24 protein-coding genes are annotated in these 25,118 nt (G+C 46.6%); 13 read left to right on the top strand and 11 right to left on the bottom strand.

Annotated elements, in window-relative coordinates:
* Positions 1 to 245: 245 nt before the first annotated feature.
* Positions 246 to 1,982, bottom strand: coding sequence for an S-layer homology domain-containing protein (locus ACEW9J_RS25670; protein ID WP_373547904.1), 1,737 nt, complete (start codon positions 1,980 to 1,982; stop codon positions 246 to 248).
* Between ACEW9J_RS25670 and ACEW9J_RS25665 the strand changes: the two genes are divergently transcribed.
* Positions 1,981 to 2,217, top strand: coding sequence for a hypothetical protein (locus ACEW9J_RS25665; protein WP_373547903.1), 237 nt, complete (start codon positions 1,981 to 1,983; stop codon positions 2,215 to 2,217). The genes ACEW9J_RS25670 and ACEW9J_RS25665 overlap by 2 nt on opposite strands.
* A 48-nt stretch (positions 2,218 to 2,265) precedes the next feature.
* On the opposite strand, the gene ACEW9J_RS25660 is transcribed toward ACEW9J_RS25665, so the two are convergent.
* Positions 2,266 to 2,979 (bottom strand): response regulator, encoded by a 714-nt coding sequence (locus ACEW9J_RS25660; RefSeq protein WP_373547902.1) that lies wholly within the window; start codon positions 2,977 to 2,979, stop codon positions 2,266 to 2,268.
* Positions 2,980 to 3,546: 567 nt separating this feature from the next.
* Between ACEW9J_RS25660 and ACEW9J_RS25655 the strand changes: the two genes are divergently transcribed.
* The 5 genes from ACEW9J_RS25655 (at position 3,547) to ACEW9J_RS25635 (ending at position 9,015) form a co-directional block, all read left to right on the top strand.
* Positions 3,547 to 5,415, top strand: coding sequence for a CHASE3 domain-containing protein (locus ACEW9J_RS25655; protein WP_373547901.1), 1,869 nt, complete (start codon positions 3,547 to 3,549; stop codon positions 5,413 to 5,415).
* A complete protein-coding gene (locus tag ACEW9J_RS25650; RefSeq protein WP_373547900.1) occupies positions 5,412 to 5,846 on the top strand; it encodes a response regulator in 435 nt (144 codons plus the stop codon). Before ACEW9J_RS25655 ends, ACEW9J_RS25650 begins: the two co-directional genes overlap by 4 nt.
* 385 nt (positions 5,847 to 6,231) lie before the next feature.
* Positions 6,232 to 7,437 (top strand): ATP-binding protein, encoded by a 1,206-nt coding sequence (locus ACEW9J_RS25645; protein WP_373547899.1) that lies wholly within the window; start codon positions 6,232 to 6,234, stop codon positions 7,435 to 7,437.
* 239 nt (positions 7,438 to 7,676) lie between these two features.
* Complete coding sequence (locus ACEW9J_RS25640; protein WP_373547898.1) at positions 7,677 to 7,892, top strand: chlorophyll a/b-binding protein; 216 nt, start codon at positions 7,677 to 7,679, stop codon at positions 7,890 to 7,892.
* Between the two features lie 208 nt (positions 7,893 to 8,100).
* On the top strand, positions 8,101 to 9,015 hold the full coding sequence (locus ACEW9J_RS25635) for a bacteriorhodopsin-like (protein WP_373547897.1): 915 nt from the start codon (positions 8,101 to 8,103) through the stop codon (positions 9,013 to 9,015).
* A 61-nt stretch (positions 9,016 to 9,076) separates the two neighbouring features.
* Here the strand turns inward: ACEW9J_RS25635 and ACEW9J_RS25630 are convergent, their stop codons facing one another.
* Positions 9,077 to 9,238 carry a hypothetical protein gene (locus ACEW9J_RS25630; protein WP_373547896.1) on the bottom strand — a complete coding sequence of 54 codons (162 nt, stop codon included), beginning with the start codon at positions 9,236 to 9,238 and terminating at the stop codon, positions 9,077 to 9,079.
* On the opposite strand from ACEW9J_RS25630, the gene ACEW9J_RS25625 reads away from it, so the two are divergent.
* Complete coding sequence (locus tag ACEW9J_RS25625) at positions 9,225 to 9,986, top strand: hypothetical protein (RefSeq protein WP_373547895.1); 762 nt, start codon at positions 9,225 to 9,227, stop codon at positions 9,984 to 9,986. The genes ACEW9J_RS25630 and ACEW9J_RS25625 overlap by 14 nt on opposite strands.
* Before the next feature lie 21 nt (positions 9,987 to 10,007).
* Positions 10,008 to 10,283: a hypothetical protein gene (locus ACEW9J_RS25620; RefSeq protein ID WP_373547894.1), complete on the top strand. Its 276-nt coding sequence runs from the start codon at positions 10,008 to 10,010 to the stop codon at positions 10,281 to 10,283.
* A 127-nt stretch (positions 10,284 to 10,410) separates the two neighbouring features.
* On the opposite strand, the gene ACEW9J_RS25615 is transcribed toward ACEW9J_RS25620, so the two are convergent.
* Positions 10,411 to 10,791, bottom strand: coding sequence for a hypothetical protein (locus ACEW9J_RS25615; protein ID WP_373547893.1), 381 nt, complete (start codon positions 10,789 to 10,791; stop codon positions 10,411 to 10,413).
* Positions 10,792 to 10,994: 203 nt separating this feature from the next.
* On the opposite strand from ACEW9J_RS25615, the gene ACEW9J_RS25610 reads away from it, so the two are divergent.
* Positions 10,995 to 12,527 (top strand): histidine kinase dimerization/phospho-acceptor domain-containing protein, encoded by a 1,533-nt coding sequence (locus ACEW9J_RS25610; RefSeq protein ID WP_373547892.1) that lies wholly within the window; start codon positions 10,995 to 10,997, stop codon positions 12,525 to 12,527.
* Between the two features lie 658 nt (positions 12,528 to 13,185).
* Positions 13,186 to 14,022: a Cof-type HAD-IIB family hydrolase gene (locus ACEW9J_RS25605; protein ID WP_373547891.1), complete on the top strand. Its 837-nt coding sequence runs from the start codon at positions 13,186 to 13,188 to the stop codon at positions 14,020 to 14,022.
* A gap of 176 nt (positions 14,023 to 14,198) precedes the next feature.
* Here ACEW9J_RS25605 and ACEW9J_RS25600 read toward each other — a convergent pair whose 3' ends face one another.
* The 3 genes from ACEW9J_RS25600 to ACEW9J_RS25590 form a co-directional block, all read right to left on the bottom strand.
* A complete protein-coding gene (locus tag ACEW9J_RS25600) occupies positions 14,199 to 16,028 on the bottom strand; it encodes an ABC transporter ATP-binding protein (protein WP_373547890.1) in 1,830 nt (609 codons plus the stop codon).
* A gap of 356 nt (positions 16,029 to 16,384) precedes the next feature.
* Positions 16,385 to 17,635 carry a DUF4912 domain-containing protein gene (locus ACEW9J_RS25595; RefSeq protein ID WP_373547906.1) on the bottom strand — a complete coding sequence of 417 codons (1,251 nt, stop codon included), beginning with the start codon at positions 17,633 to 17,635 and terminating at the stop codon, positions 16,385 to 16,387.
* Between the two features lie 500 nt (positions 17,636 to 18,135).
* Positions 18,136 to 19,683: a site-2 protease family protein gene (locus ACEW9J_RS25590; RefSeq protein WP_373547889.1), complete on the bottom strand. Its 1,548-nt coding sequence runs from the start codon at positions 19,681 to 19,683 to the stop codon at positions 18,136 to 18,138.
* Between the two features lie 111 nt (positions 19,684 to 19,794).
* Here ACEW9J_RS25590 and ACEW9J_RS25585 point away from each other — a divergent pair, with 111 nt between their 5' ends.
* Positions 19,795 to 20,445: an MBL fold metallo-hydrolase gene (locus tag ACEW9J_RS25585; protein ID WP_373547888.1), complete on the top strand. Its 651-nt coding sequence runs from the start codon at positions 19,795 to 19,797 to the stop codon at positions 20,443 to 20,445.
* Positions 20,446 to 20,548: 103 nt separating this feature from the next.
* Entirely contained in the window at positions 20,549 to 20,674 is a 126-nt protein-coding gene (locus ACEW9J_RS25580) for a photosystem II protein Y (RefSeq protein ID WP_373547887.1), read from the top strand.
* A gap of 112 nt (positions 20,675 to 20,786) precedes the next feature.
* Here the strand turns inward: ACEW9J_RS25580 and ACEW9J_RS25575 are convergent, their stop codons facing one another.
* The 4 genes from ACEW9J_RS25575 to ACEW9J_RS25560 all read right to left on the bottom strand — a co-directional run bounded on the left by ACEW9J_RS25575 (position 20,787) and on the right by ACEW9J_RS25560 (position 24,124).
* Positions 20,787 to 20,999, bottom strand: a complete 213-nt coding sequence (locus tag ACEW9J_RS25575) for an NAD(P)H-quinone oxidoreductase subunit O (protein WP_373547886.1) — start codon at positions 20,997 to 20,999, stop codon at positions 20,787 to 20,789.
* A gap of 145 nt (positions 21,000 to 21,144) precedes the next feature.
* On the bottom strand, positions 21,145 to 22,011 hold the full coding sequence (locus ACEW9J_RS25570; protein ID WP_373547885.1) for a hypothetical protein: 867 nt from the start codon (positions 22,009 to 22,011) through the stop codon (positions 21,145 to 21,147).
* Between the two features lie 419 nt (positions 22,012 to 22,430).
* Complete coding sequence (locus ACEW9J_RS25565; RefSeq protein WP_373547884.1) at positions 22,431 to 23,030, bottom strand: DUF1517 domain-containing protein; 600 nt, start codon at positions 23,028 to 23,030, stop codon at positions 22,431 to 22,433.
* A 134-nt stretch (positions 23,031 to 23,164) separates the two neighbouring features.
* On the bottom strand, positions 23,165 to 24,124 hold the full coding sequence (locus ACEW9J_RS25560; protein WP_373547905.1) for a YheT family hydrolase: 960 nt from the start codon (positions 24,122 to 24,124) through the stop codon (positions 23,165 to 23,167).
* 269 nt (positions 24,125 to 24,393) lie between these two features.
* On the opposite strand from ACEW9J_RS25560, the gene pgmB reads away from it, so the two are divergent.
* Positions 24,394 to 25,098, top strand: a complete 705-nt coding sequence (gene pgmB, locus ACEW9J_RS25555; protein WP_373547883.1) for a beta-phosphoglucomutase — start codon at positions 24,394 to 24,396, stop codon at positions 25,096 to 25,098.
* Positions 25,099 to 25,118: the final 20 nt, after the last annotated feature.

Raw genomic sequence — 25,118 nt, 5'->3', positions numbered from 1 at the left:
AAGGGGGAGCAAGAGTCTTAGTCCCCCTTTTTAAGGGGGATTTAGCGGCTCGCTATGGGCGGGGTTCCCCCGCACATAAAAGCGAGACAAGACAGGGGGATTCACACCAACTGCGGGTATTAAAAATAACTTTTCAAACACGCTCTTAGATCTCTGCTGTTATCTAGTCCTTATTATTTCTCGATCGGGAAGGGAGTATGTAGACATTGAAAATCCGCAATCGATCGATCGTCCCGAAGCTCCGATTAGAATCGGAAACCCAATCCGCCATTGAGCACAAACCGCGCACCACCAGTTTCCTTATTTACCAGATCGACGACCGATGGTACTAACTGAATTGTGGCACTATCGCTCAGGTAAATAGTAATCGGTACACCAACTCCCAGATCTTGCCCAGTCCAGTCAGCAACCAGCGAGAAGTTTGGCGACAAACGTGTACCCAGACTGCCAAACACCCCATAGGCATCTTTGCCCGTGCGGATATCCCCAACATTGCGGAATCGTCCCGCTCCACCACCAACAGAGATCGTCGTATTACTAAAAAAGCCTAAATTGGGATCGGGATTCAATACTAGGGTAGCCACACCATAGCCTGTCTGACCGCCATCTAAACCGTTACTCCAGGGAATAGCATTCTCATAGCCACCAGCGATCGCAAAGTTATCCCCAAACTGTTTGTGCAATTTGAAACTCAGACTACCTGCTTTGAGAAGACCACTATTGGCGGTACTATAAGACGTAGCAACTGTCTCCAGCCCCAAAAAGTTTCGGGCATCACCCAACCCGACACCCAGGTAAACCGCACCATCATTTCTAGATTGACCTGTATTTGGCGGATTGAGATAGAGAGCCGCCCTAGTCGAGGACTGATAGCTGGTACCGACAAATACATTTCCCCAACTCGCTCCAAAGGCACTGGGAGTATTTAGACCGCCAACTGGATAAATATTGACATTGCTACTAGTCAGCTCTGGTAATCGATCGACCACACTCAATTTCGCGATCGCCTCATCTGCACTGATGACCGCAGCTCTAGGAGTAGTATCAGAAATAGTCGTCACGTACACGCCTTGAGGACAAGAGGCGATGTACTTGTTCGCAGGGCTAGAAACCCCCACAGCACTCAGCTTGCCCGTACTCACTAATATTTGGTGAATATAAGCAGCAACATCAGCACGCGTCGCTACAGTATTGGGGCCAAAGTTGCCCCCAGGCAGCCTACTACTATCGTATTCGACACTTACCGCCGCACATCTTTGCGTTGCGGCAATCAGGACATTTTGACCATAGCTGGGCACTTGAGCCGCATCACCAAATACGCTATTGAGGTCTAAGTTACCAGTCGGTGTCAGCTTACTACCGTTGATGACGGGATCGCCAAATCCACTAGTGGTATCTGAGTTACCAGTCGGTGTCAGCTTGTTACCATTGATGACGGCAACTAAACTTTGAATCCGAGTGATATTTCGATCGGGTGCAAAGGTACCATTAGGATACCCAGCTAAAAATCCACTTTGGTAAGCTTTTTGAATGACTTCAGATGCCCAGTAATTGTTAGGTACATCTTGAAATTTCCGTGCAGCTCGAACTGGTTGGAGTGTGAAAGCTTTATTTAGCAAAGCTGCATACTCAGCACGAGTTACGGCTCGATCTGGTCTAAAAGTGCCATCGGGATAGCCTTTGATAATATCCTTCTCAACTAAGGCTTTTATAAAAGGTTCTGCCCAATTTCCAGTGATATCGCTAGCCTGAGCGACTCGCCGCTCGGCTGGAGTTGCGGGCGTACTCTTGTCGATTTCTCTAAGTGTGCCAGCCACAGAGGTAGCAGCAACTCGATCTAATCTGTCATAACTAACCACCGTAGGTTCTGCATTTGCATTAGTCACAATCGACACACTCATAAAAATCGAGATTGTGAGTAAAGACACAATCCGATCGATTTGAGTATGTTGAAGATTGGACTGTTGTTTATGTTGGATCATGGTTTTTGCTAAATTCCTCACCTTAAAAAGTACCACTCGTAAGATCTTTCAAACCCGCAGTCCACCACCAGCGGCGGTTTTATATCTCCTGCGGAAAGGATACGCCAACGGAGGTTCCCTCGTCTTGTCGTTTTTTATTCGGGGGTTCCCCCCGAATAAAACGACGCCGAATAAAAAAACCGACAAGACAGAAGATCCCAAATGGGTTCGATCGGGGGAGATCTGGTGTGGGTAGATCTCCCCCGATCGAACAGACTTCTTCCAAAAGAATTAGATCCACGCACTACGAGATAATACCCGATCGCAACGCTCTAACTGCGGCTTCCGTCCGGTCATCAGCACACAGCTTGGCGAGGATATTCCGCACATGGGTTTTGACTGTACCCACAGTGATGAATAACCGCTCGGCGATCGCTACATTGGTACAACCTGCGACCATCAGTTCGAGGACTTCGCGTTCGCGCTCGGTGACTGGATCTGAGGCTAGTACCTGCTCGTATTCAGGTTCCAATGACCTAATCTCGATCGTCTGTTTGGGACTAGATGGCTTGCCGATACTCTGTCGCATTTGCCGCAGCACGATACTGGCGATCGCTGGATCGATCCAAGCATTGCCCGTGTGAGTCATGTTAATCGCTTCGATCAGTTGCTCGATACCGACATCTTTCATGCAGTATGAATCGGCACCAGCCGCAAAAGCAGCAATTACAGTTTCTTCATTGCCCTGCATCGTCAGCATGATGATTTTAGTCGTTGTCCGCTGCTGCTCTTTCTGAAACTGCCGAAACTTTTGCACTAGCTCGATCCCATCCATCCCAGGCAATCCGATATCTACCAAGGCTACATCTACCTCGGTTGTCTGCAACAATGCCAATCCCTGTGGCCCAGTTGTAGCTTCTCCAACCACTTGAACTCCTGCTTGAATCTGCAAAACAGTCCGCAAACCGATTCGCACCACATCATGATCTTCAATCAAGACTACCCGAATATCACTCATCCAAAATAACCTCTAATAATCGATATTTGATAAACCATTAAACTTATAGTAATTATTAATATTTTACTTGCAAAAGTTGCCACAAGAGGTAATCATCAATCGATTTGGAGGCGGCGATTAACAATTGCCGTCTCCACAGTACCATGTTATTCTCGGAGAGATATAGCATCACCCCTGGAGGGCGTTGCTTCATGCCCATCCCTACACAATTAACCTGTAGAGGTGCCCTTGATGGGTACCCATCTACGCTGTTATCGAGTGCTTTGTCAACTATTTAAATGGTCTGGATCGTTATCGGTCAAAGGATAGAGAGTTAAGGTAGTAGAATAGTGGATGATTAGTTTGTTTGCCATACTCACTGCCTAAACTACCGATCGATTAAAATTATGATTATGTCACTGACTCCATTGCCAGCCTACTTTCCGAATAAAAAACTTGACAAAAGAGCTAAAGTGTGCATTCATGTGTTTAGAAACCGATCGCCTGTAGCCTAGACTAGGTGAGCAGAAATACTCAGCGATCGGTAAAATGTTGGTGTGAGTGGTGGTGTGTTGAGTAGTGAAGCGAATGAACCCTTCGTGGCGAAAATTTAAAAATTATTGGAAAAAGCTGCCGATCGAGGGTCGGGGGGCGATCGCCATTTGTATCCCGCTGTTGTGTCTCCTCGGAACGGTAGTCACTCACATCCTATTGCAGCGAGAAATGCTCGCGGCGCAGATGTATGTAGACCACACCCACCAAGTTTTAGCAACAAGTCAGAGTAGTTTTATTAGTTTACTAAATGCCGAAACTGGAGTGCGGGGCTACTACATTGCCAAAGAAAAAGTTTTTCTCCAACCCTATAATCTTGCAATTACCAAACTAGATTCCACCTTAGTTGGCTTAGAACAGCTCGTTGCCGATAATCCAAACCAATTGACACGCGCAAAAATGCTGACCCAGATCGCCCGAAATCGGATGGATTTGCTCCAAGGGACGATCCAACGAGTAGAAACACAACAGATCGCAGATGCTACAACGACGATCGGACGCTTGCTCGACGGTAAGCAACAGATGGATCGATTTCGGGCAGTCATCGACGAGTTTGAAGACCAAGAATATCGGTTCCTGGCAGAACGCACTCGAAGTCTTCAAGAGCAGCAACAACTCAACATCACTGCTACGTGGGTGGGGATCTCGATCGGGCTGGTTGGGACTGCTCTAGCAGTGCGGTTATTGAAACAATTAGCCACAGAATTGCGAGATCGAGAACTTCGACTGCGCGAGAGCCGCAGCCTGATCGAGGCGATCGTTGCCAACATCGTCGATGGCGTGGCGATCGTCAACGCTCAAGGCAAAATTGAAAGTTTCAACAACGCCGCGATCGAGATGTTTGGCTATACTCCCGACGAAGTAATTGGCTGGCATTGGCACCAACTGCTGAACCAAGTAGCCGATGATACTCAAAAGATGCTATTTTACGAACCCGATTTGCTCGTCAAAGCAGTGCCCAACGGTCAAATCTGGCAGGCAATGGGACAACGCAAAAATGGTGAATGGTTTCCGATCGAAGTCTCTATGAACGGGATTGAATTTGATGAAGACCGGATTGCCATCATTCGCGACATTACCGATCGTCAACAAGCAGCAGCCAAACTCGCAGCCAAAGCCAGACAACTCTCGCAGCTCAACGATTCACTCAGCCAAAGCAACCAATTACTCAGCCAAAGCAACCAAGAGCTAGACCAATTTGCCTACATCACTTCTCACGACCTCAAAGCACCACTCCGGGCGATCGCCAGCCTGTCAGAATGGATTGAAGAAGACCTCGGTACAGGTATTTCTGAGGAAACCCGCTTGCAACTATATCTGCTCAGGGGCAGAGTGTATCGGATGCAGGCACTGCTCAATAGTTTATTAGAATACTCCCGCGCGGGACGCACCCAGACCGCAATTATCACCGTCAATGTCGAGCAACTACTCCACAAAATCATCCAAGCTCTAGCCCCGCCAGCCACTTTTGTCATTAACATTGGCACGGGGATGCCCATCATGAATACTCGCTGGCAACCACTCGAACAAGTATTTACCCACCTAATCGACAATGCCATTCGGCATCACCCTACAAAAGTAGGTATAGTTGAGATATCGACGATCGATCTAGGCGATCGATATGAGTTCGCGATCTCCGATAACGGCGATGGCATCGAACCTGAATATCAAACCAGAATTTATACTATTTTTCAGACCCTCAAAGCCCGCGATCTCCAAGAAAATATCGGGGCCGGACTCGCGATCGTCAAAAAAGTAGTTGCTGCCGAAGGCGGTACAATTCAGCTAGAATCAGTAGCTGGGAGAGGTGCGATCTTCCGGTTTACCTGGCTCAAACAGCCAATTATCGTTGGCTGTACCTCTCCGATGGAAAATCGAGATATCGTCGCCAGTGATGTCCCATGACTGAGAATTTAATGCTAAATATTTTACTAGTTGAAGATGACGAAGTAGACGTGATGACCGTCCAACGTGCCTTTAAAAAAGGACAGATCGATAGCCCACTATACTTTGCTGGAAACGGTCTAGAAGCTCTAGAAATACTCCGAGCCAGCCCAGGTCTGCCATCCTCCATGCCACCAGAACGCCGACTGATCTTACTAGATCTAAATATGCCCAAAATGAATGGGATCGAATTTTTGCATCAATTACGCGCAGATCCGATCCTCAAACACATTCCAGTAGTAGTACTAACCACCTCCAACGAAGAACGCGATCGAGTTCAGGCTTACGATCTCAATGTCGCTGGCTACATGCTCAAACCCGTCACCTTTGGCACATTTGTCGATCTGATGGTGACGTTAAACAAATACTGGGCACAGTGTGAGATGGCTTGAACAGTTGATAGTTGATAGTTGATAGTTGATAGTCGATAGCGTTATTAGTCTTCCCTGCGCCAACCTTCCTCGATCGAGCACCTACTGTCGATCCATTTCCGGCTGGGCAGGACTCGATCGTCCTAGCAGATCCCCCTAACCCTTCTTCAAAAGCCACCGCGTACCGATAAGTCGGCTTGATTTCGTTTTCGGTGGGCTATAGGACTAAGCATCAACTCAAATAGACTTGTTTACACGGTAGCTCAAAAAAGGGGAAACCCGAACGGTACCAAGCAGCGGCTCCCTTATGCCTTTGTTCCCCAAAGGTTGAGGGAGACAACACAGGAGAATCTCCGTATTTCCAAACATTCTCCAAGACACACCAAACACTCATCCACCACATGAAATGGAAGAAACACTAAGAATATTGATCGTCGATGATGATGAAGTCGATCGCCTAGCAGTCAGACGCGCCCTGATCAAGTCTGGAATCGATCTTGTTATCACAGAAGCCGCCACCTGTGCCGAAGCACTCACCTTGCTCGAAACCGAGCTGTTTGATTGTACCTTCGTAGACTACGGACTTCCCGACCAAAATGGGCTAGAGCTAGTCAAATCCGCTTGCCTATTGGAGATCGAGCATCCCCTAGTAGTACTAACAGGGCAAGGCGACGAACGCATCGCCGTCGAGCTGATGCAAGCTGGTGCTACCGATTACCTGCCCAAATCGCAAATTTCGCCCGAAACCCTCACCCAAATCCTCCGCAATGCCATCCGGCTCGATCGATCGGAACGCGAAGTCATCGCTACCAGCAAGCAACTCCTGCAAAACAACCAACTACTACAAAAACAAAACCACGATCTCGAACAACAACGCGCCCAGATCGAAATTCAAAACCTCCAACGCGAAGACTTCATCGCCCACCTCACCCACGATCTACGAACCCCGCTAGTAGCCGCCAACCTGATGTTCAAGCTATTTGAGCAGGAGGCATTTTGTCCACTCTCAGCCGAAATGCACGAAGCTCTAGATGCGATGAATCGCAGCAACCAAAACCTCCTAGAACTAGTCAACACGCTCCTAGAAGTCAACCGCTACGAGTCTGGAAATAAAGCTCTAACCTTGACTAAGTGCGATATGTGGGACATCATGCACGCCGTAGTCGAACAACTCCAACCATTGGCACAGTACAAATCGATCGAGCTTGCCGTCACTAGCGATCTCCCCGATCCTCAGTCGCTCCAAGTCCTCGGCGACTGCCAAGAAATTCGCCGCGCGATCGCCAACCTCGTCGGTAATGCACTCAAATTTACCGACGCTGGCACAGTCGAACTCAAACTAGATTTCTATCCCGCCACAGCCGACGAGGCGGATAATTTCAATGGCTGGGCTTCGATCGATGTCCGAGACACCGGACTAGGCATGTCTCCAGAAGACCAAACAACGATCTTCCAACGTTTTCGCACAGGCACCCATAGACAAGCAGGTAGCGGGCTAGGATTGCACCTTGTCGCTCGCATCGTCACTGCACATTCTGGCACCATTACCGTGACTTCTACCCCAGGGCAAGGCAGCCTATTTAAGGTGCGACTCCCCATCCATCATTCCTGAGGATTAGGCTTTAGGCTTTAGGCTTTAGGCTTTCTGTACATTCTCCATCTACTGACTACCATATTGATAGCAGAACTCATCCATTTGACAGATATACCTACAACTAGCCAACTGATAAGATTTGTAAAGATAGATAAATCAGAGAGCCTAAAGATGCTGCAAGTGTTGCAGACATCAACATCAACTTTATCTGAGACGATCGATCTAGTTCTTATTACCACAATCTTGGAGTAGTCATCATGACAAGTTCTTCTACAAAAGTAATTCCTGCTGTTAACGCCGATCGCAATCAATGGCGTTGGGGCTTTACCCCTCAAGCTGAAATCTGGAATGGTCGCTTTGCAATGCTCGGATTTGTAGCCGCTCTTCTGACAGAATACTTATCTGGTCAAGGAGTTCTACACTTCTACAACATTATGAACACCATCACAAATACAACTATCCCCACACCGTAGCTCGATCTAGATTATTGTGTACATTCAGTCTAGTCAGCACGATCGCTGGTGCAGCATCTCCACTGGAGAATCACCTAGTTGTTCCATCATAACTCAGTTTGAATTTAGAGAAAGCTTGACTTATAGCTTTCTCTAGATCGGCTCCAGTTTCATTAAAGCTTCGCAAATTTAAGAACACAGGTTGCAGTTTGGATGCAAACTCGACCTTATGGAGACAAAACTAATGATATTAGCTTCTTCACTGTCAGACTTTGCACTATTAGGATTGCTGAATGAAGACACTTCCAGTCGGTTGTCAACAGTTCAGTCCTTATCATCTAGTCAATTCAATCTAATTTACAACGCTTTCTCATTGGCGATCGCGGCGATGTTTGGCTCCGCCCTATTTTTCTTGAGTGCTCAAGCACAAGTAGGTCAGAAATATCGGTTAGCATTAGTTGTTTCGGCGGTCTTGGTTAGCATCGCTGGCTATCACTACTTCCGCATCTTCGACAGTTGGGGTGCAGCCTATAGCTTACAGAACGGCGTTTACACCCTCACTGGCGTACCGTTCAATGATGCTTACCGTTATGTCGATTGGCTCCTCACCGTGCCATTGCTATTAGTCGAGACAGTAGCCGTATTAGCACTACCTGGTACAGAAGCCAAACCTTTACTCACCAAACTGGTGGGAGCATCGATTCTGATGATTGGCTTGGGCTACCCTGGTGAGATCTCCAATGATTTCACGACGCGGGCGATCTGGGGGACTCTGAGCACGATTCCTTTTGTTTACATTATTTATGTACTGTGGGTAGAACTATCCAAATCACTCGAACGCCAACCTGAAAGCGTGCAGAAGCTAGTTCGCACTATGCGGTTACTACTGCTACTCTCTTGGGGCGTTTACCCGATCGCCTACATCTTGCCCCTGATTGGCGTTACAGGCACCTCGGCAACAGTTGGAGTGCAACTCGGTTATACGATCGCCGATATACTAGCCAAGCCCATATTTGGTCTATATATATTTGCGATTGCCGTCGCCAAGACCAAATTCGATCGAGAGCAGGGTAACGAAAACGGGATGGCACATGATGCCCCCGAACTAGACATCGTTCCTGCAACAGTCAAGGCTTCGTCCTAGCACAAGGGCAACAGTCTAAATGTTAGCGAGGGCATGGAGTTCACACCCCATGCCCTTGTGTTTAGATGCCGATAGTTACACACATCGCGATATCGACTAGTTCATTTTTGGATGGTGAGTGTAATTGACGTTGAGTCACCTGCCAAATCCACGCAGACACCAAGCGCAAAGCTCGATGTTTTGCTGCACCAAACTCAGGAAACTGACATATGACTACTGCCAATTTAGAGATCGACAGCTCGGATATCAAGAGCATGAGTACGCTCAAGTACTATAAGCTCTCTTCAGTCACACCCCCACACGCCGATTATCTCCGCCAGACTGAAGCCAGAATGCTTCAGCTCAATAAATACCACAAGATCAGCCAAGAATACGTTCTACCGATTCCTTATCTTTGTCAGATCTACCACTTGCTAAATCTAAAGCATTTAGAACAAGTTCATGGTCTTAGTCTCAATGGGCTAAAAGTTGGTAATGTCAGTCAAATTGAATCAACAAATATCGGTGGTAGTGTTAAATTCAAAACGAGCCTCAATACTTCGCTGAACATCTTGAGAATGTGGCGACAGCCTGTGGTCGAAGTAGAGTTGACTCTACACACTCCTTACACGATCGAACTGAGCATTCCAATCTACAATGGTCGTAAGATTATTATACTTTTTAATATCTTACCACTAGGTGACAATGCACACAAATTATTTATTGATATCTATAGCGATCTAGTATTTCCTAAGCCAATTATGCAAATGTTTTTACATTGTGCATCTTGCATCACCTTATTTGAAGATTTGCCCTATCTGCACAAGCTAGCTAATGGAAATCTTCACCGCCGCGTCAAGTCTACCCAAGGCTCCAACCGCGATACAATGCAGCTTTTTAAGCGGTATGTCGATCTGTATGGATCTAGCCTAGAACAACCTCAATCGATCGGTGCAGTCGAACTACGTCCCTTATCAGCTCGATCCTACTAAATCTCGCTTGCTTAATCTACTATGTCGATCCAGGTTTTAGCTCAACTCATACCAACTATCTTCAGCTTCGCTTTTATGGTTGGGATGGCGTTTAGTATATTCAGCTATAGCCGCTCTGTTTATAAGACTTTAAAAAAAGATTGGAAGCATCTCCAAAAACTGCATCAGATCCCTTGCGATCGCTGTGTCTTTTTTACAGGCGAATACAATCTCAAATGTACCGTTCATCCCTATAAAGCATTGAAAGAAGAAGCGGTAGATTGTGTGGATTATCGCTCTACTAAATCTTCGAGATAACTACTCCCTTTCTAGTGGCAAATTAGACATTTAGTGTAGTGGTGGATGCATATCTCTGCGGTGGGAAGAGAGTAAAATCGGGGTAATCGGATCGATTACCCCGATTTTAGCTCGATCGAGAGTCGATCTAGCGACGTAACCGATCGGCTGGATTATCTACCTGAATTTGAACGTTTGTTCTGATTTTTACAGGATCCATATTAATTCCAGTCGGGCTGTTATTACTACCGTTAATTTGCTGGGTACTTTGACGGCGTTGAGTAGTGCGCTCGGTACCGCCAGTCTGAGATTGGACATTGGTAGTATTGACGGTGTTGCCAACGCAACCGCCAGTCGAACCTTGACTGACATTATTGGATTGATTAGCTGGTTGTCTAGAACCACCGATCGATGATTGGAAATTGATGTCATTCATCACACATTGTGCGTTCACAGGGACAACTGCAAGGGGCACCAAGGTAGATAATGTGGCTAGAGCTAGAATAGCAGAGTAGTAGGAGGCTTTCATGATTTTTTGCCAGAGGTAATCTTGGCACTTACTACAGTGACACGATCGATAATTCCGTAAACCTCTCAAAAAACTTCAATAGACTACTCCAATCTAGTACCAAAATGTTGCTCTAACCTATTTGTGTGGGAATTTTAGGTATAGACACATTTTATCGCTCCGATCGTCAAAATTTTATTTATCCCACTCCGGGCAATTGTCCCATGCTCAATTCAAACCAAGATCTAGATATTAGCCCCAATAGCCACGTAGCTAAGTCTACATCGCTTCAATCCTCACCACTCCCTGAATTGAGCATCGAGCAATCGCCTATGCCGATATTTGCCGAAGCAACCGCGCAGGCTATGCGCCTCACCGATGCGCCTGTCGCCATCCTCACCGCGATCGCCGGATCGGGCTACCAAATCGGCTCGATCGCTGGATTAGAGCAATTTATCCATCTGCCGCATCAGCCTAATTTACCCATTGAGTTAGCTGGATTGGAGTATTTTCACGATCGAACCATTTGCACACACAGCTTTAGCGTAACTAATTGTCACCAACATCCACAATTAGCTCGATCGTCACTGTGTCGGGTACATGGTATTCAGGCATATTTAGGCGTACCTATTATCACCGCCGCGAACGATCGATTGGGAACGCTAGCGATTCTAGATTTTAAACCGCACCAATTTAGCGATCGAGACATCGACTTACTCCAATTAGTCAGCCGTCTTGTCGCCAGTGAATTCGAGCGAAAATTATTGAGTCAAGCCCAGCTAAATCGCTGGATTGGGGAGCTGCGGTATGGAGCAATTTCGGGATTTGACGATCCTGTAGCAGCCTCGGAGCATCTTAGTCCCCCAGTACAGCCACCCCAGCGCGATTCAAAATCCCGCGTGGCGATGGAGATATCCACCACTTTGGACAATCCCGATCGACAAATCATCCCATCTACACGCCTCTCAGTTTATCCCCAACTCCAAAGTGAAATCCAGTTTAAACTACTGACTCACCTCGCCCAAGAACTCCGTACCCCACTTACTTCTGTGCTGGGGATGGCAAGTGTCTTGCAGCAGGAAATTTATGGACCATTGAGTAGCAAGCAAAAAGACTATCTAGGTATCATCCATCATAGTAGTCGCCAACTGGTAACGATCGTCGAGGAAATCTCTCAGCTTGGTGGATTTGACTTTCAGCAGCACCAACTCACGCTCAAGTCAGTAGATCTAGAAATGCTCTGTCAACTAGCAATTCAGAGTTTAGAAGCCCTAACCCAGAAAAAACAGCAGCAGATCGTCCTAAATCTCTGTGACGATCCATTACTGACGAGCCGGATCTGGTTATTGGATAAAGACAAAGTGCGTCAGATCGTCTACTATCTGTGTCTGAGCTTGATCCATGCTAGTGCGATCGACTCTCAAATCTCGATCGCGCTCACCAATCTCACTGATGGATTACAGATTCAGATCGCTACCAACGATCCTCAAGTCATCCTCAAACAGGAGTGGGTAGAAAATACTGTACCACCGCTCCCAGGCTCAAAGCGTCACAAAACAGCAATCCCTAACGGTTCCCAACAGCCACCCAGCCCCACTACCGAAACCAATCTGGGGCAACTCCGCGTTAGTTTGGGCTTATCACTCAGTCACAGCCTCGCCAAATCCCACGGCGGTAAAATTGAAATCGTGACTAACAATCGAGGTTATCAACTTACCCTACCGTTAATCATTGCCGAGCGCGCAGCCATGGCTTAATTAGTTGACAGTAAGAATATTGTAGGGTGTGTTACCGCGAAGCGTAACGCACCGAAGGGAATAGTAGTTGTAGGGTGTGTTATTTCGAAGCGTAACGCACCGAAGCGAATAGAAAGAGATGGCTCGAATAAATCTCACTAAATTCTAGTCAAGCAACCTTCAACTACCATCTAGAGTGAAGTGAATGCCGCTCCAAGCTGTCTTGACTCGCTAAACCCTCGGGGAACCCGAGGAGCGCGAGTCGCTCACACAAGCCATCCATACGCAGGGGAGTTTGAGGGGGCGGCGGCTCGCGCTCCTCGGCTCTGCCGAGGGTTTAGCGAGACAAGACAGCGTTCCGCTCCTCAACGGGGGGTCTGGGGGTCGGAGCGATGCGCGCTCCTCGGGTTCCCCGAGGGTTTAGCGCATCAAGACAACCCCCAGATCCGGGTTCTGCCCACACTAAGAAAATCGCACCTTACAAGTTCTCATCGCCTACCGATTAGCTGCCCACTAGAAGATCTCAAATGATTCATGAGATTTATTCTTTGGTGCGTTACGCTGTCGCGATAATACACCCTACGAGCTTCTTACAAATCAAATAGGACTGCTTAGAAGATCTCAGATGGATTTGGTATGATAGGCTGATACGTGGCTTCAGATCCATACTCCTGTAACCATGTCATCACTCAGCACCGCCCAAATTAAACTCCTGATCGTAGACATCGACGGCACGATCGCGGGAAGCTCCAATCAGGTAAGTTCTAGAGTCAAACACGCGATCGAAGCTGCCCAAGCGCAAGGAGTCCGCGTCGGGATTGCCACGGGGAGAATGTATAAATCTGCCTTGCGGTTTCACCATGAGATCGGCGCGGATCTGCCGCTAATCGCCTATCAAGGGGCGTGGATTCAAGATCCAGCCACAGGAATAACTCATCGACATCTCCCCGTACCGATCGACATCGCCCAAGAATTAATCGATTATTTCGAGCAATCCCATTTACGCGACAAATTATCAATTCATGTCTATCGCGACGATCGCTTGTACGTGCGGGAGATCAACCCCGATACGGAAGCATATATCGGACGTAGTGGTGTCGAAGTCATCGCCGCACCAGATCTCCGCACAGTCTTAACCGAGCGTCCTACAAAAATCCTCGCCATGTCTGAAGATATCGCGCTGATCCAATCCTTACTAACCGAATTGCGCCAACGTTATACACCAGCAAAGTTGCACGTAACTACCTCCGTCCCGATCTTCTTAGAAACTACCCAAGCTGGAGTCAATAAAGGTAACGCGATCGATTATCTTGTGAAATTACTCGGAATTACGGCGGAAAATGTTCTGGCGATCGGGGACAATTACAATGATGTCGAAATGCTGGCTTATGCTGGGATCGGTGTTGCGATGGGCAATGCCCCTGAGGATGTCCGATCTCTGGGTGATTGGGTTGCTCCACATGTGGATGCAGATGGTGTCGCTGTAGCCATCGAAAAGTTTATTCTCAACGCTTAGTCGCTGGGTGCCGTAATAGTCAAAATCTTTGTTATTAGATATAAAATCAAAAAGAAGACCGACGACTGGCCGTGTTTCGTCTCGGTCTTCTTCTTGATTCGCTCCTCACACTAAATAGATAATACTTGCTCGATCCATTTTTGTCAATCTTTTTTCTCTAACCCCGATCCCTTACCCTAAGTCCCCAACATTTGAAGCTGATATAAACTCGCATACAAGCCGCCCTGTTGGAGTAATAGCTCATGAGAGCCAGATTCAACTAGAGTGCCTTGTTTGAGTACAAAGATCCGATCGACGTTCCGAATTGTTGACAGACGGTGGGCGATGATAATTGCGGTGCGATCGATAATCAACCGATTGAGGGCATCTTGAACCAATACTTCGGTACCCACATCCAAACTAGCGGTAGCTTCATCGAGGACTAAAATCCGTGGATTGCGAATTATCGAGCGAGCGAAGGCAATTAGCTGTTTTTGTCCGGCGGATAAATTTGAACCGCGTTCTCGCAGCTTCGTGTCATAGCCTTGGGGAAGTTGGGTGATAAATCGATCGATATTCGTCGATTTAGCCGCCTCCACAATTTCAGCTTCGGTATAGTCTTCCCCCAGGGTAATATTCGTACGGACATCGCCAGCAAATAGAAAACCATCTTGCAGAATCACGCCCAAATAGCGACGTAGTTCGGCTTGAGTGATGTTTTTGATATCTACACCATCAACTAAAATTCGCCCCTTTGTTGGCTCATATAGACGGCAGAGCAAGCGAATAATCGAGCTTTTCCCCGCACCAGTCGGGCCGACTAAGGCGATTTTTTCACCTGGTTTAATTGTAAAATCTAGATCGCGAATCACATAGTCATCGTCATTGTAGGCAAACCAAACATGCTCAAAGCAAATTTCACCTTGAGCGGCACTATCGATATGAGTTAGATGCAACCTTTGGGCATCATCGACATCTTTAATTTCGATCGGCTCGTTGAGAATATCATTAATCCGTTCTACTGCGGTAAATCCTGCTTGAATTGCGGTGAATTTCTCAGCAAATTGCCGCAATGGATCGAATAGTCTTTGGGCATACAAAATAAATGCGGCTAATGTCCCAATCTCTAATGTTTTGTCGAGTACCATCAACCCACCCATCCACAGGACTCCAGCGATCGCTACGAGGGAAATCCACTCTAAAGTTGCGGATACGGCTGAGTCGTGAAAGTTGGTTTTATCAATTTCTTTGACATAGCGATCGCGGATCGTCCGAAAGAGTTCGGCATTATATTTTTCTCGCCGAAATAGTTGAACGACATTAATTCCGACGACATTTTCTTGCACCATCGAGTTGAGTAAAGATAACTCTTCTCTCCCGCGATAATTGGCTTTGCGATATTCATGCTGAAAGTAAATTACCAATGCCGCTACTGGGATCATCATCACCAATAGCATGGTGGCAATTTGCCACTGAAGCATGAACATATAATAAATCATCACGAAGATCGACAGCAGATCGCTGACGATCCCAATTGCACCATTGGTAAAGACATCGCCGAGAGCTTCGACATCACTAGTCAATCGGGTAATCAATTTACCAACGGGTGTGCGATCGAAAAATCTCACCGCTAATGATGTGACTCGATCGAATAAATCGTTCCGAATATCTGCGGTGATTTGTTGTCCGATCCGTTGAGCGGTATAGCCTTGAATTGCTGTCAATATTAACCTGATAATTACTGTACCCATCAGGATCAGAGTGAGTAAATTCAATCCATCTAACATCGATAGATCGCGGACAAAATCCCAGGTTGTTTCATTCCTAATTTTGGATATTGCCTGTCCGATAATCAACGGCTGGATCGCATTGGCGATCGCTAAAGGTACTAATAGTCCAAATGATATAAAAAATAACTTACCACTGCGACGAGCATAAGGTAATAACCTTAATAATAATCGCCAATCATTATCTGGGAGCACTGGCGATTTTATCTGTCGATCGCGAGATTGTGTAACATTAGTCATTGTCTAGGAGATCTGAGGATAGAGGATGGGGGATATTTAAATCGTAAAAATACATAACTAATTAATTTTGTTCGATTACTGGCGATCGACATCAATTCCACCCTGGCAATGTGCATGTAGTGAGGCTCGTTTTTCCTCTAAATGGGTAAAGAGTTTACCAATCTCAGTGAAAAAATATCGCTCTCGAACGAATTATTGTTGGGAATAATAATCGGGCGTAATAACTACAGGATAACAGCTTTAACTGTCTGAGGCTAACCAAATCTATCCCTCGATCCTAACAAATTATCCCCATCAACCGTGAAGATTGACAGGGATAATTTAGACTATTGACTAAGTTTGGCAATACTATGCAGTTAGAACCATTTTTCAGCGACGGCTTCTTCCTTAGTATTGGTATTCCGTGAAGGAGTCGATCGATCGAATGTCATATGTACCGAGCGTTGTTGTTCGCCATCTTTAGCGACAGCGACGATCGGATAGTCGATATTTCCATCCTGGAAGGACATCTGGAAGCGGAACGTACCATCGGGATTGAGCTTGATTTGTCGTCCGCCGATCGAAACTACCGCATCGGGTTCGGTAGCACCGTAGACGATCAATTCGGCATCAGCAATCAGCCAGAATTGACGCTGACGATCGCTGCTATCCATGCCCATTCCTGACATCCCAACGCCAGACATCCCCACCCCAGACATATTCATGCCGAAAGTAGTCGGTTGTGCCCACATCCCAACTCCAGAGGGGAACACAAAGGAACTAACCGACTCTAGCGGTGATTGCTGCATGGAACCATACAGTGAGCCAGAAATTCGCAAGGATTCGGTTGATGCTGTCATCCCAAAGATCCGCTCGTAGATAGCGTTCTGTTCGGTATTACTATTGCCAGTTGTCTGGGCGGTACCAGTTGCATTGGTACCAGCTCCACCAGCATCTGCTGTCTTGTAGCTCGGCGGGATCAGCTCGACAAATGTTCTGTCGATCAATTCTTCTTCCCACGGTACGGTGATGAAGACATCTTCAATCCAGTCAGAGGGGTAAACAGGGGGAATGCCGACAGATGCCGATCGAGCCAGCACCAACCACCGTCCATCACCACAACGATAACCGATATCGATCGCGTAGGATCGATCGCTCACAGGAATTGGTACATACCATTCTCGTGCCATCTCATCGATCGGATACTCTTGAATACTGTGGGGACTTTGATAGTCCAAATTGATGTCAGTGACATCATAAATCCGCAGAGCTAATTGTTGTCCACCATGATGGCGCAGTTCATTTTTGTGCTCGATCGGAATGTCCCAATAAGCATAAGCCCATTGAGGATCGCGTGGTAATAAGACAATTCGACTATCTCCATAGCCACTAGGCAAATCACCCAATCCTTCATCTACCCCTGCTAATTCCTCCGCCGTAAGATCGACAACGATTCCAAGTTCAAATTTGCCTGCTTCCACTGTTAATTGTGCCTCCAGTTCGGTAGATGGACTATTGGTATTGCTCTGAATTTTTTGAATTTCTTCCAGGAGTTGGGATTTCCGCATCCTACTGTAACGGGATACTCCACAGACACTCGCCACGCGGCGCAGTTGTCTGAGAGTCATTTCTTCTAATGCGTTGTCTTTAGTCACGATCTGAATCTCCGAATTATGGTGTAGATCTAGATTCTGTAAATTTGGATCTACACTTGTTTGTCACAAAAGAAAATTTGCTGCTGTTAGTTGGTCGATCGACTAACTATGTTTAAGCTGTTGGTGAAATTTCTAGAATCTGCAAAGGTCGAGATGATACTCGATCGCAGGTGACTAAATTGCGTCCAAACATCCAACCGTTAACCGCATTGACTAAACCCTGAAATCATTGTCTCAGCTATCAGCAATCGACAATTTCGGTGTCTTCACACTATCTAACAAAATTTTGCCCCCATCCGTCAAGGGGGGATCGCCTTTAATTTACATGGTTTAACGGTTTTGCGCCATTTTAGCGATCGTTATTGTCATGATTTCTTGACAATTACTCATCTTGCAGGGATACCCCCGATAAGTCACCTCAATCTAGGTTGTAACTAATGCTTATCGACTAGCGCAAGATGCGATCGCTAAATTCACACATTCAAAAATTGCATCAACACAGTTGGTACCGGAATCAAGATCGAGACTAAAATTGCTAAAATCACCATACCAAGGGCATCCCGCCAGCTATTGATTTCTGAAACATCATTGAGTGCAGGTTCATCAATCGCGGGAATCAGAGCAATCGCGATCGCCAAAAATAGGAGATCGGGATTGGTAAAATCCGAAGCTCTGTAGCGGATAAAGCCCAGTAGAGCTAAGGCTACTTTACTCAACTGACTGATAATTGCACTCGGCTTTTGTCCGAACATCGCATGAACGATATAACCGCCATCTAGTCTACGGAGCGGCATCAAATTGATCGTAATAATCAACAAACTGATATAAGCAGCGATCGCGACATTATCCAAATCGATCGCGCGTTGGGCGACGAATTGACTACCTAATGCTAACTTGCACAACAGCGTCATCAGCAGCGAAAAGCGCGGATCGAAAGCGTGAAAGCTAAATAGGGTAGATTTGAGATCTAATGGTACAGTTGCCGATTGTGCTAGTCCCCACACTAAGAGTGGAATCGAGACTACCAATCCTAAAGTTGAGGCGACAAACCCCAGATCGAAGACAGCTTTACGGTTAGGAATTGGCGATTGAATTTGTACTAGACAGCCATACGTCCCAGGAAAGAATGGTAGGGGAATAAAATAGGGTAAAGTCGTGTCGATTTTGTAAAATTTAGCCACAAAATAACGTCCGAAATCGCGTAGCCCCAGCACAAAAATAATACTCAAAGCATAGGGTAAACCAGCCACAAGAATATCACCGATATCACCCTGTGGTAATCGCGCCAATGCCGCTCCAAAATAGGTAGTCGGTAGGAGTGTGAGCAAAAATAACATGCCCATAATCGCATAGTCTAGCCAGCGACGCGATCGCGTAATCTGTGTCTGTTGGGGACGTGGTACCAGTGCGAAAAATGGTTTACCAGTAGACAGACTGTATTGAAATAAAATAAAGAACCGTTCGCCGAATAATTCTTCAATATTTTGCACGATCGTCCTGTAGGCATTATCGGCATCAGTTCGCAATTTACCACGACATAACACTGCTTGCGGACGATATTCGATCTTGTCTAAAAAGAACACATTCCACGCAAAACAAGTCCTGAGGATCGCCTCTTCTTCGGCTTCGATCGGTCGGGCGACATCTACCGTTGGTTCTGGTGGGGGTGAAGCTGGTACGTCTGGTGGCAAGGGTGTAATTTCAGGTAAAGTACGATTTAGATCGGCAGCAGGCATCTCGATTGACGAAGCCTTTTCACTAGACAATCGCGGTTTCGATCGTCGCCAACTCAGCAATCGCCAGTATAGCAGCCAACAAATCGAACAAATGGTAATGGCGATCGGTAGGGGCGGAACTTGCTTGCTCCAAGTCACTGTCGCGCCAGTTACTAGCGGCGGCGTCATCAGGATCGCCCATAGTATCCACAGCGGCACTGCGGTCATCTGACTAACAGTTTGACGTAGAATAATGTACGTCAGAATACCCGATAAAATTAAGATGAATAGTAAGGACAACCACATGGATAAAATTATAAGTAATCGATCGAACTGGAACTAATTGCGACGATCGTCGCTGTACTTATCGATCTTAGAAATTGCTAAAATATAAATCATCGCCCAGTACGCGCTCTTATGTCGCCATCAAATTTGTCAGATCCCACACTTTCAATTACACCTGTAGCGAGTAAACTGCCTACTGAAATCTTGCCAGGAATTTTTGCTTTTCCTCCCAACCGCGATACTTTGGGTGGGACTGCTTATCTCATCCTAACTCCGATTGGGAATATCTTAATCGATAGCCCAGCTTGGAATGATGTCAATCGACAGTTTATGCTCGATCGAGGCGGCGCGAAATGGCTGGTAATTACTCATCGTGGTGGCATGGGAAAAACCACAGCCATCGCTACTGAATTAGGTTGTGAAGCAATCGTTCAAGAACAAGAAGCTTACTTACTCCCAGAACTTAAAGTTACTACTTTTAGGCATAATTTAAACATTAACGATAGCATACATGCAATTTGGACTCCTGGGCACTCACCTGGTGCATCTTGTGTCTATTATGCTGGTGCTGGGGGCGTGCTATTTACAGGTAGGCATCTATTACCCAACCAGTTTGGGGCGGCTGTTGCGCTCCGCACTGCCAAAACTTTTCATTGGCTCCGTCAACTCCGCAGTGTCGATGCAATCTGGGCACAATTCCCATCTCAGTATCCGCTCAGTCATATCTGTCCAGGTGCTAGTACTGGTCTACTGCGAGGCAAGGGTTCGATCGCTGTTCAATGATTTTGAGACAGAGCCAATGCAATACCAGCCACTAACTCTGTTAAAGTAAGTAAGCGATATCTGACCATCAAAATAACTTTTACTTCTCATTAAGGAAACCATTATGGACTTCGACTTTCGACTCTTGATCGTGCTCGCTCCTCTTGCCGCAGCGGCTGGTTGGGCAGTTTTCAATATTCTTCCAGCCGCGCTCAAGCAAATTAGAGAACTGCTCCGCGACAAAGACTAGTTCAAACTAGGGATCGGGAGTAATAGAGTGGTGCCACTAGTGACATCATTCTCATCGCATCTTGATGAGGTAGCAGATCGTAGATAGAGTCAAAAGTGACTAAGCCCAGCTCCTAAAACCCCTCTAACTGGTCGAGTCTCAGCCAAATATTGGGTGTTGGCACTTGTCCAAATTTAACCAGAGCATAATCACCGCGTAGATCTAGCACTTCACCCTTAGTTTCAAATAGATATTTAGGGAACCTAGCATCACTAGCTTTTGCTTCGAGACTATTTGCCAGCATACTAGCGATCGCCCGAACTGAATCTCCTTTCTTGAGTGCCATAATTTAATCTTGAGTGCTGTGGGTCAATTATTAGGATATCAGGCTTTAGGCTTTAGGCTTTGGGCTTTGGGCTTTAGGCTTTAGGCTTTAGGGAGATGTAGAATCATAACACCTAACACCTAACACCTAAAGCCTAATACCTAATCTAACGTCTGCGGCTGCCAAATCCAGCACCCGAACGGCTGCGACCACCACTACCAAAGCTGCGACTGGAACCTCCAGATGGACGAACGGTGGGACGAGATCCGTCAGATTGACGGAGTGTGCTACCTCCAAATCCCGATCCAGTACCACGATTTCGTTCGATCCGATTTGGATTGGTATTGGTGCGATTGAAGTTATTGTTGTTGTTGAGTCTTCCAGTCGTCCGTAGTGTGCTGCGGTTGACTACTGCTGGTGGGGGACTGTTGTAGCGAGTCTGATAACCCTGCACAGCTTGACCGTAATTGCTGCCATAGCCACCATAGCCGCGTAGCCCACCCGAATTATAGACAGGGGGTACATAGTACTGTGGTCTAAACAGCATACTACCGATCGCTTGTCCGGCGAGGGAGCCAGCCACAGAGCCAGCAAAAGGCGTCCAGAAGCTAGATTCTCGTTTGACGACAACATTTTCTTGTTGTCCGGTTTGAGGATTGGTCTGAGATTGTGTCACATTATGCACATACTCAATTTTAAATTCCTCTGGCACGTGGAGGGAGACTTGTCCCTTTTCTGACTTGAAATAAGCCTTTTCACTTGCTTTGACTTCTTCATCAGTCAATCGCGCCATTTGCAGATTGGTACTGCGGTACACAGGTGGCGTACCAGCAGGTGTATTCAGCAGCATCAGGCTGTATTCACCGTTTGCATCATTGTAGGTAGCTTGCTGGACGGGATACTTGCCATCGGCGATTGGCTTTTGATTGGTATTATTACTGACCGAAGTATTGGATCGATCTTGTCCCTGAGTTGACCGATTTTCATTTCCAGAGCCGCAGGCTACAGAAGTAATCGATAAGGTCAAAGCCATAAAAATTATCACTAATCGACGTAACATATATGCTGATTTCATGACTGTTGTATTTTCTTATCTTAGCTAATTCTCAGGTTGATTTACAATTCACAATCTCAGCCTAAAGATAGAGTTTAGATATTTATCTCTTATAAATGCTATACCAAAGCCAAGCATCTAAAAGCAAGCATCAATCTCTATCTTTTACTCTTATGTTAGCTGACGATCGGATCTATAAAGTACCCAATAAACCGATCGTTTAGATCTGGTTAACCGATCTCGTTAGCGTAGCCGCTTCTGCATCAAATCGTGAAAGTAATGCCTACATCAGCTCGTAACTAGTAAAAACTCCATAATTATTTACTAGCAAGTCATCACTATTTTTCGAGTAATTAACTCAGAGGAATCTCGATCGAAGTGGCAGTACGTTTGTCTATTTACAAAGGAATTAACTCAGGGAAATTTTGTAAAACTTGGTCGTCGGTGAGTTCGTCGCCAAATCGTGCTGGAGAAAAATGGATATAAATTGCACGTAAGCGTTCTTGGTAATGAAGATTTACTAAAGATTTTAAGGCAATTTTGAGCGCGGACATATTAGATAGATCTGCTTCAATAGTAGGTTCTTCGCCTTCTAAAGCTACCGTGAGCATCACGATCAGATTTCGGGTTGGGGGCAAGGTTAACTGGGCATTGGGAGTGCTAGTTTCGCTCAGATCTGGTTCGCTCAAATACCGCGAGGCTGAATCAGTGAACAACTCATTGGCATAGTCACCCGCGCCACCTTCATCCCAGAAGACATCACCTTCATTGGCTGCCGATTGCCAGTAGGTATCGTATTGCAGCAGGTTTTGACAGATCTCTACCAATCCCTCACCAACAATTGTCAGATCGCCATCAGCTTCGATCGCTTGTCTGGCGGCTTGGTTTAAGATTCCTAGTAGTGGCGATACTTCTTCACCGCCGAGATGGATAAAAATTCGGGATACGACAAATTGGGTTTTGCCTGTGAGTTTATTGAACTGGTCGCGTAAGCTCATAGTTTTAGAGGGTAGAGGGTAGAGGGTAGGAAGTAGAGGGTAAAGGGGAGAGGGTAGGGAGTAGAGGGTAGTTAAATCGTTCATTCTCATTACCAATTACCCTTCCCCCTCTCCCAGATCCAACGATCGGTAGACTACTGTATCCATTCTAAAATACGATTCCAACTCCACCAGGGGTCGCGATCGATATTTAACTTTTGACAAGCTTTGCTACTGATATGCCCGACATGTCCGCCGTGAGGGGTTAGCAATAGATCGAGGTGGGGTTGCTTGCTGGCAATGTCGCACAGTTCGGGCACTAGAGTGGGATCGAATAGCGGATCGTCAGCGGCATAGATTATTAATACGGGTTTGTGGAGATCTGCCAAAAAATACAGCGGACTCGTCGCGGCATAATAATCTTGGACAGTCGCAAAACCCAGTCGGGGAATTACTAATTCGCGATCGAATCCCCAAATTGAGGTCGCTCGATCGATCGCGCCTGGATCGATCTGGGTAGGATGATAGCGATGTAAATCTCTAGCTAATTTTCGCAGCTCGTTAGCAATCGATCGTTCTAAATATTTGCCTAGCGGATCCGCCATTAAATAAGTCAAAGATCGATCGGATTCCAGACTGGGACAGATGACCGCCCCGCCAGCAATTTCTGGGACATCCAGACCAGCTTTAACGCCCCACAGTGCCAACTGACCGCCCAAAGAGTACCCCATCACCCAAATCGGGGCGGGACAGCCTAGCTGGAGCGATTGGCGGGCAATCCGCACGAAATCTTCGCCTTCGTGCAGACCGTCGGAAGTAAGTTGGGGAGATAACTCGGCAGTCTTACCATGAGCGCGCCAGTCAAATAAGACGACAGCATAACCTTGAGCATAAGCTTTGCGACCTAAGATCCTCAGAAACCACTGGTTCTCCAGGGTGCCAGTGATACCGTAGGTAGCGACAATCGTACCTTTGGGATCGGGCGGGATTGCATAGATCCCAAAAATTGGCACATCCCCGTCACCACTAAAAATATGCTCTTGATAAATTGGCTCTGGCTCGATGGTATGGCGTTCCCAATTGTGGCTTATCCGCAGCGCGGTGTAGAGGGTCATCGCCAGACCAGATTGCAGCCACCAAGGCGGTAGATATTGAGGATTCAATGGCTTAATGGCAGGATGAAAGATTTTAGATCGGCTTTATTTAATTTTAAGCTTCAAAGTTGGATGTTGTCCAAAGTGACGCTCGCCGAAAATTATTAGTTATTGTCGTCAGAGATCGTTGACAATATCCCAAAGATCGGGACGATCTGAGGGCATAATGAGTATACATCTGACCTAAAGCGATCGCAATCGCAGCAACTGTCGATCGACATCACATAGCTATGGATAAACTGGAGCGCGATCCACACATCGCAGCAGTCATCTTCGATCTTGATGGCGTCATCACTAATACAGTCTACTTCCATTACCTTTCATGGCAACAACTAGCCGATGAAGAGGAAATTCCCTTTGACAAGTTGACTCACGATCGAGCAATGTTGGGATTAAATCGGGAGGATGCCCTGGGTTATCTGTTGAGCTTGAGCGATCGCGATCTCGATCCGATCCAACAGCAACTACTATTAAAGCGCAAAAACGATTACTATCTAGAACTAATTGATGAACTCAACAGCGAGCATCTCCTGCCAGGTATTGGCAACCTATTGGTAGAACTACATACTGCTGGCGTGAAGATCGCCCTCGGCTCTTCGAGTAAAAATGCCCAATTAGTCCTACAACGTTTAGGGATTAGACATTTCTTCCATTTTATGGCTGACGGTCACAGTGTACCTCATCTCAAACCCGCTCCAGATGTCTTTCTATATGCCGCTGAGGCATTGGCGATTCCCCCTGCTAATTGTCTGGTCATCGAAGATGCTCCCGCAGGTGTCGCCGCCGCCTTAGCCGCCAAGATGTGGGTATTGGGCATCGGCCCCCACACACGATTAGCACGAGCGCATATGGTCTTACCAACTTTAGCGGGCATTGGCTGGGCAGAGATTCTGGCAAAGATTGATTATTATAGTGCTGGGAAGCGCAGTATTTAATAAATAATCCACTACTAGAT

It is taken from the genome of Chamaesiphon sp. (assembly GCF_041737865.1).
In the GTDB taxonomy this organism is placed as follows: Bacteria; Cyanobacteriota; Cyanobacteriia; order Cyanobacteriales; family Chamaesiphonaceae; genus Chamaesiphon.
The sequence above is the reverse complement of the archived record's forward strand: the minus strand, read 5'-3'. Positions and strand labels throughout refer to the sequence as shown.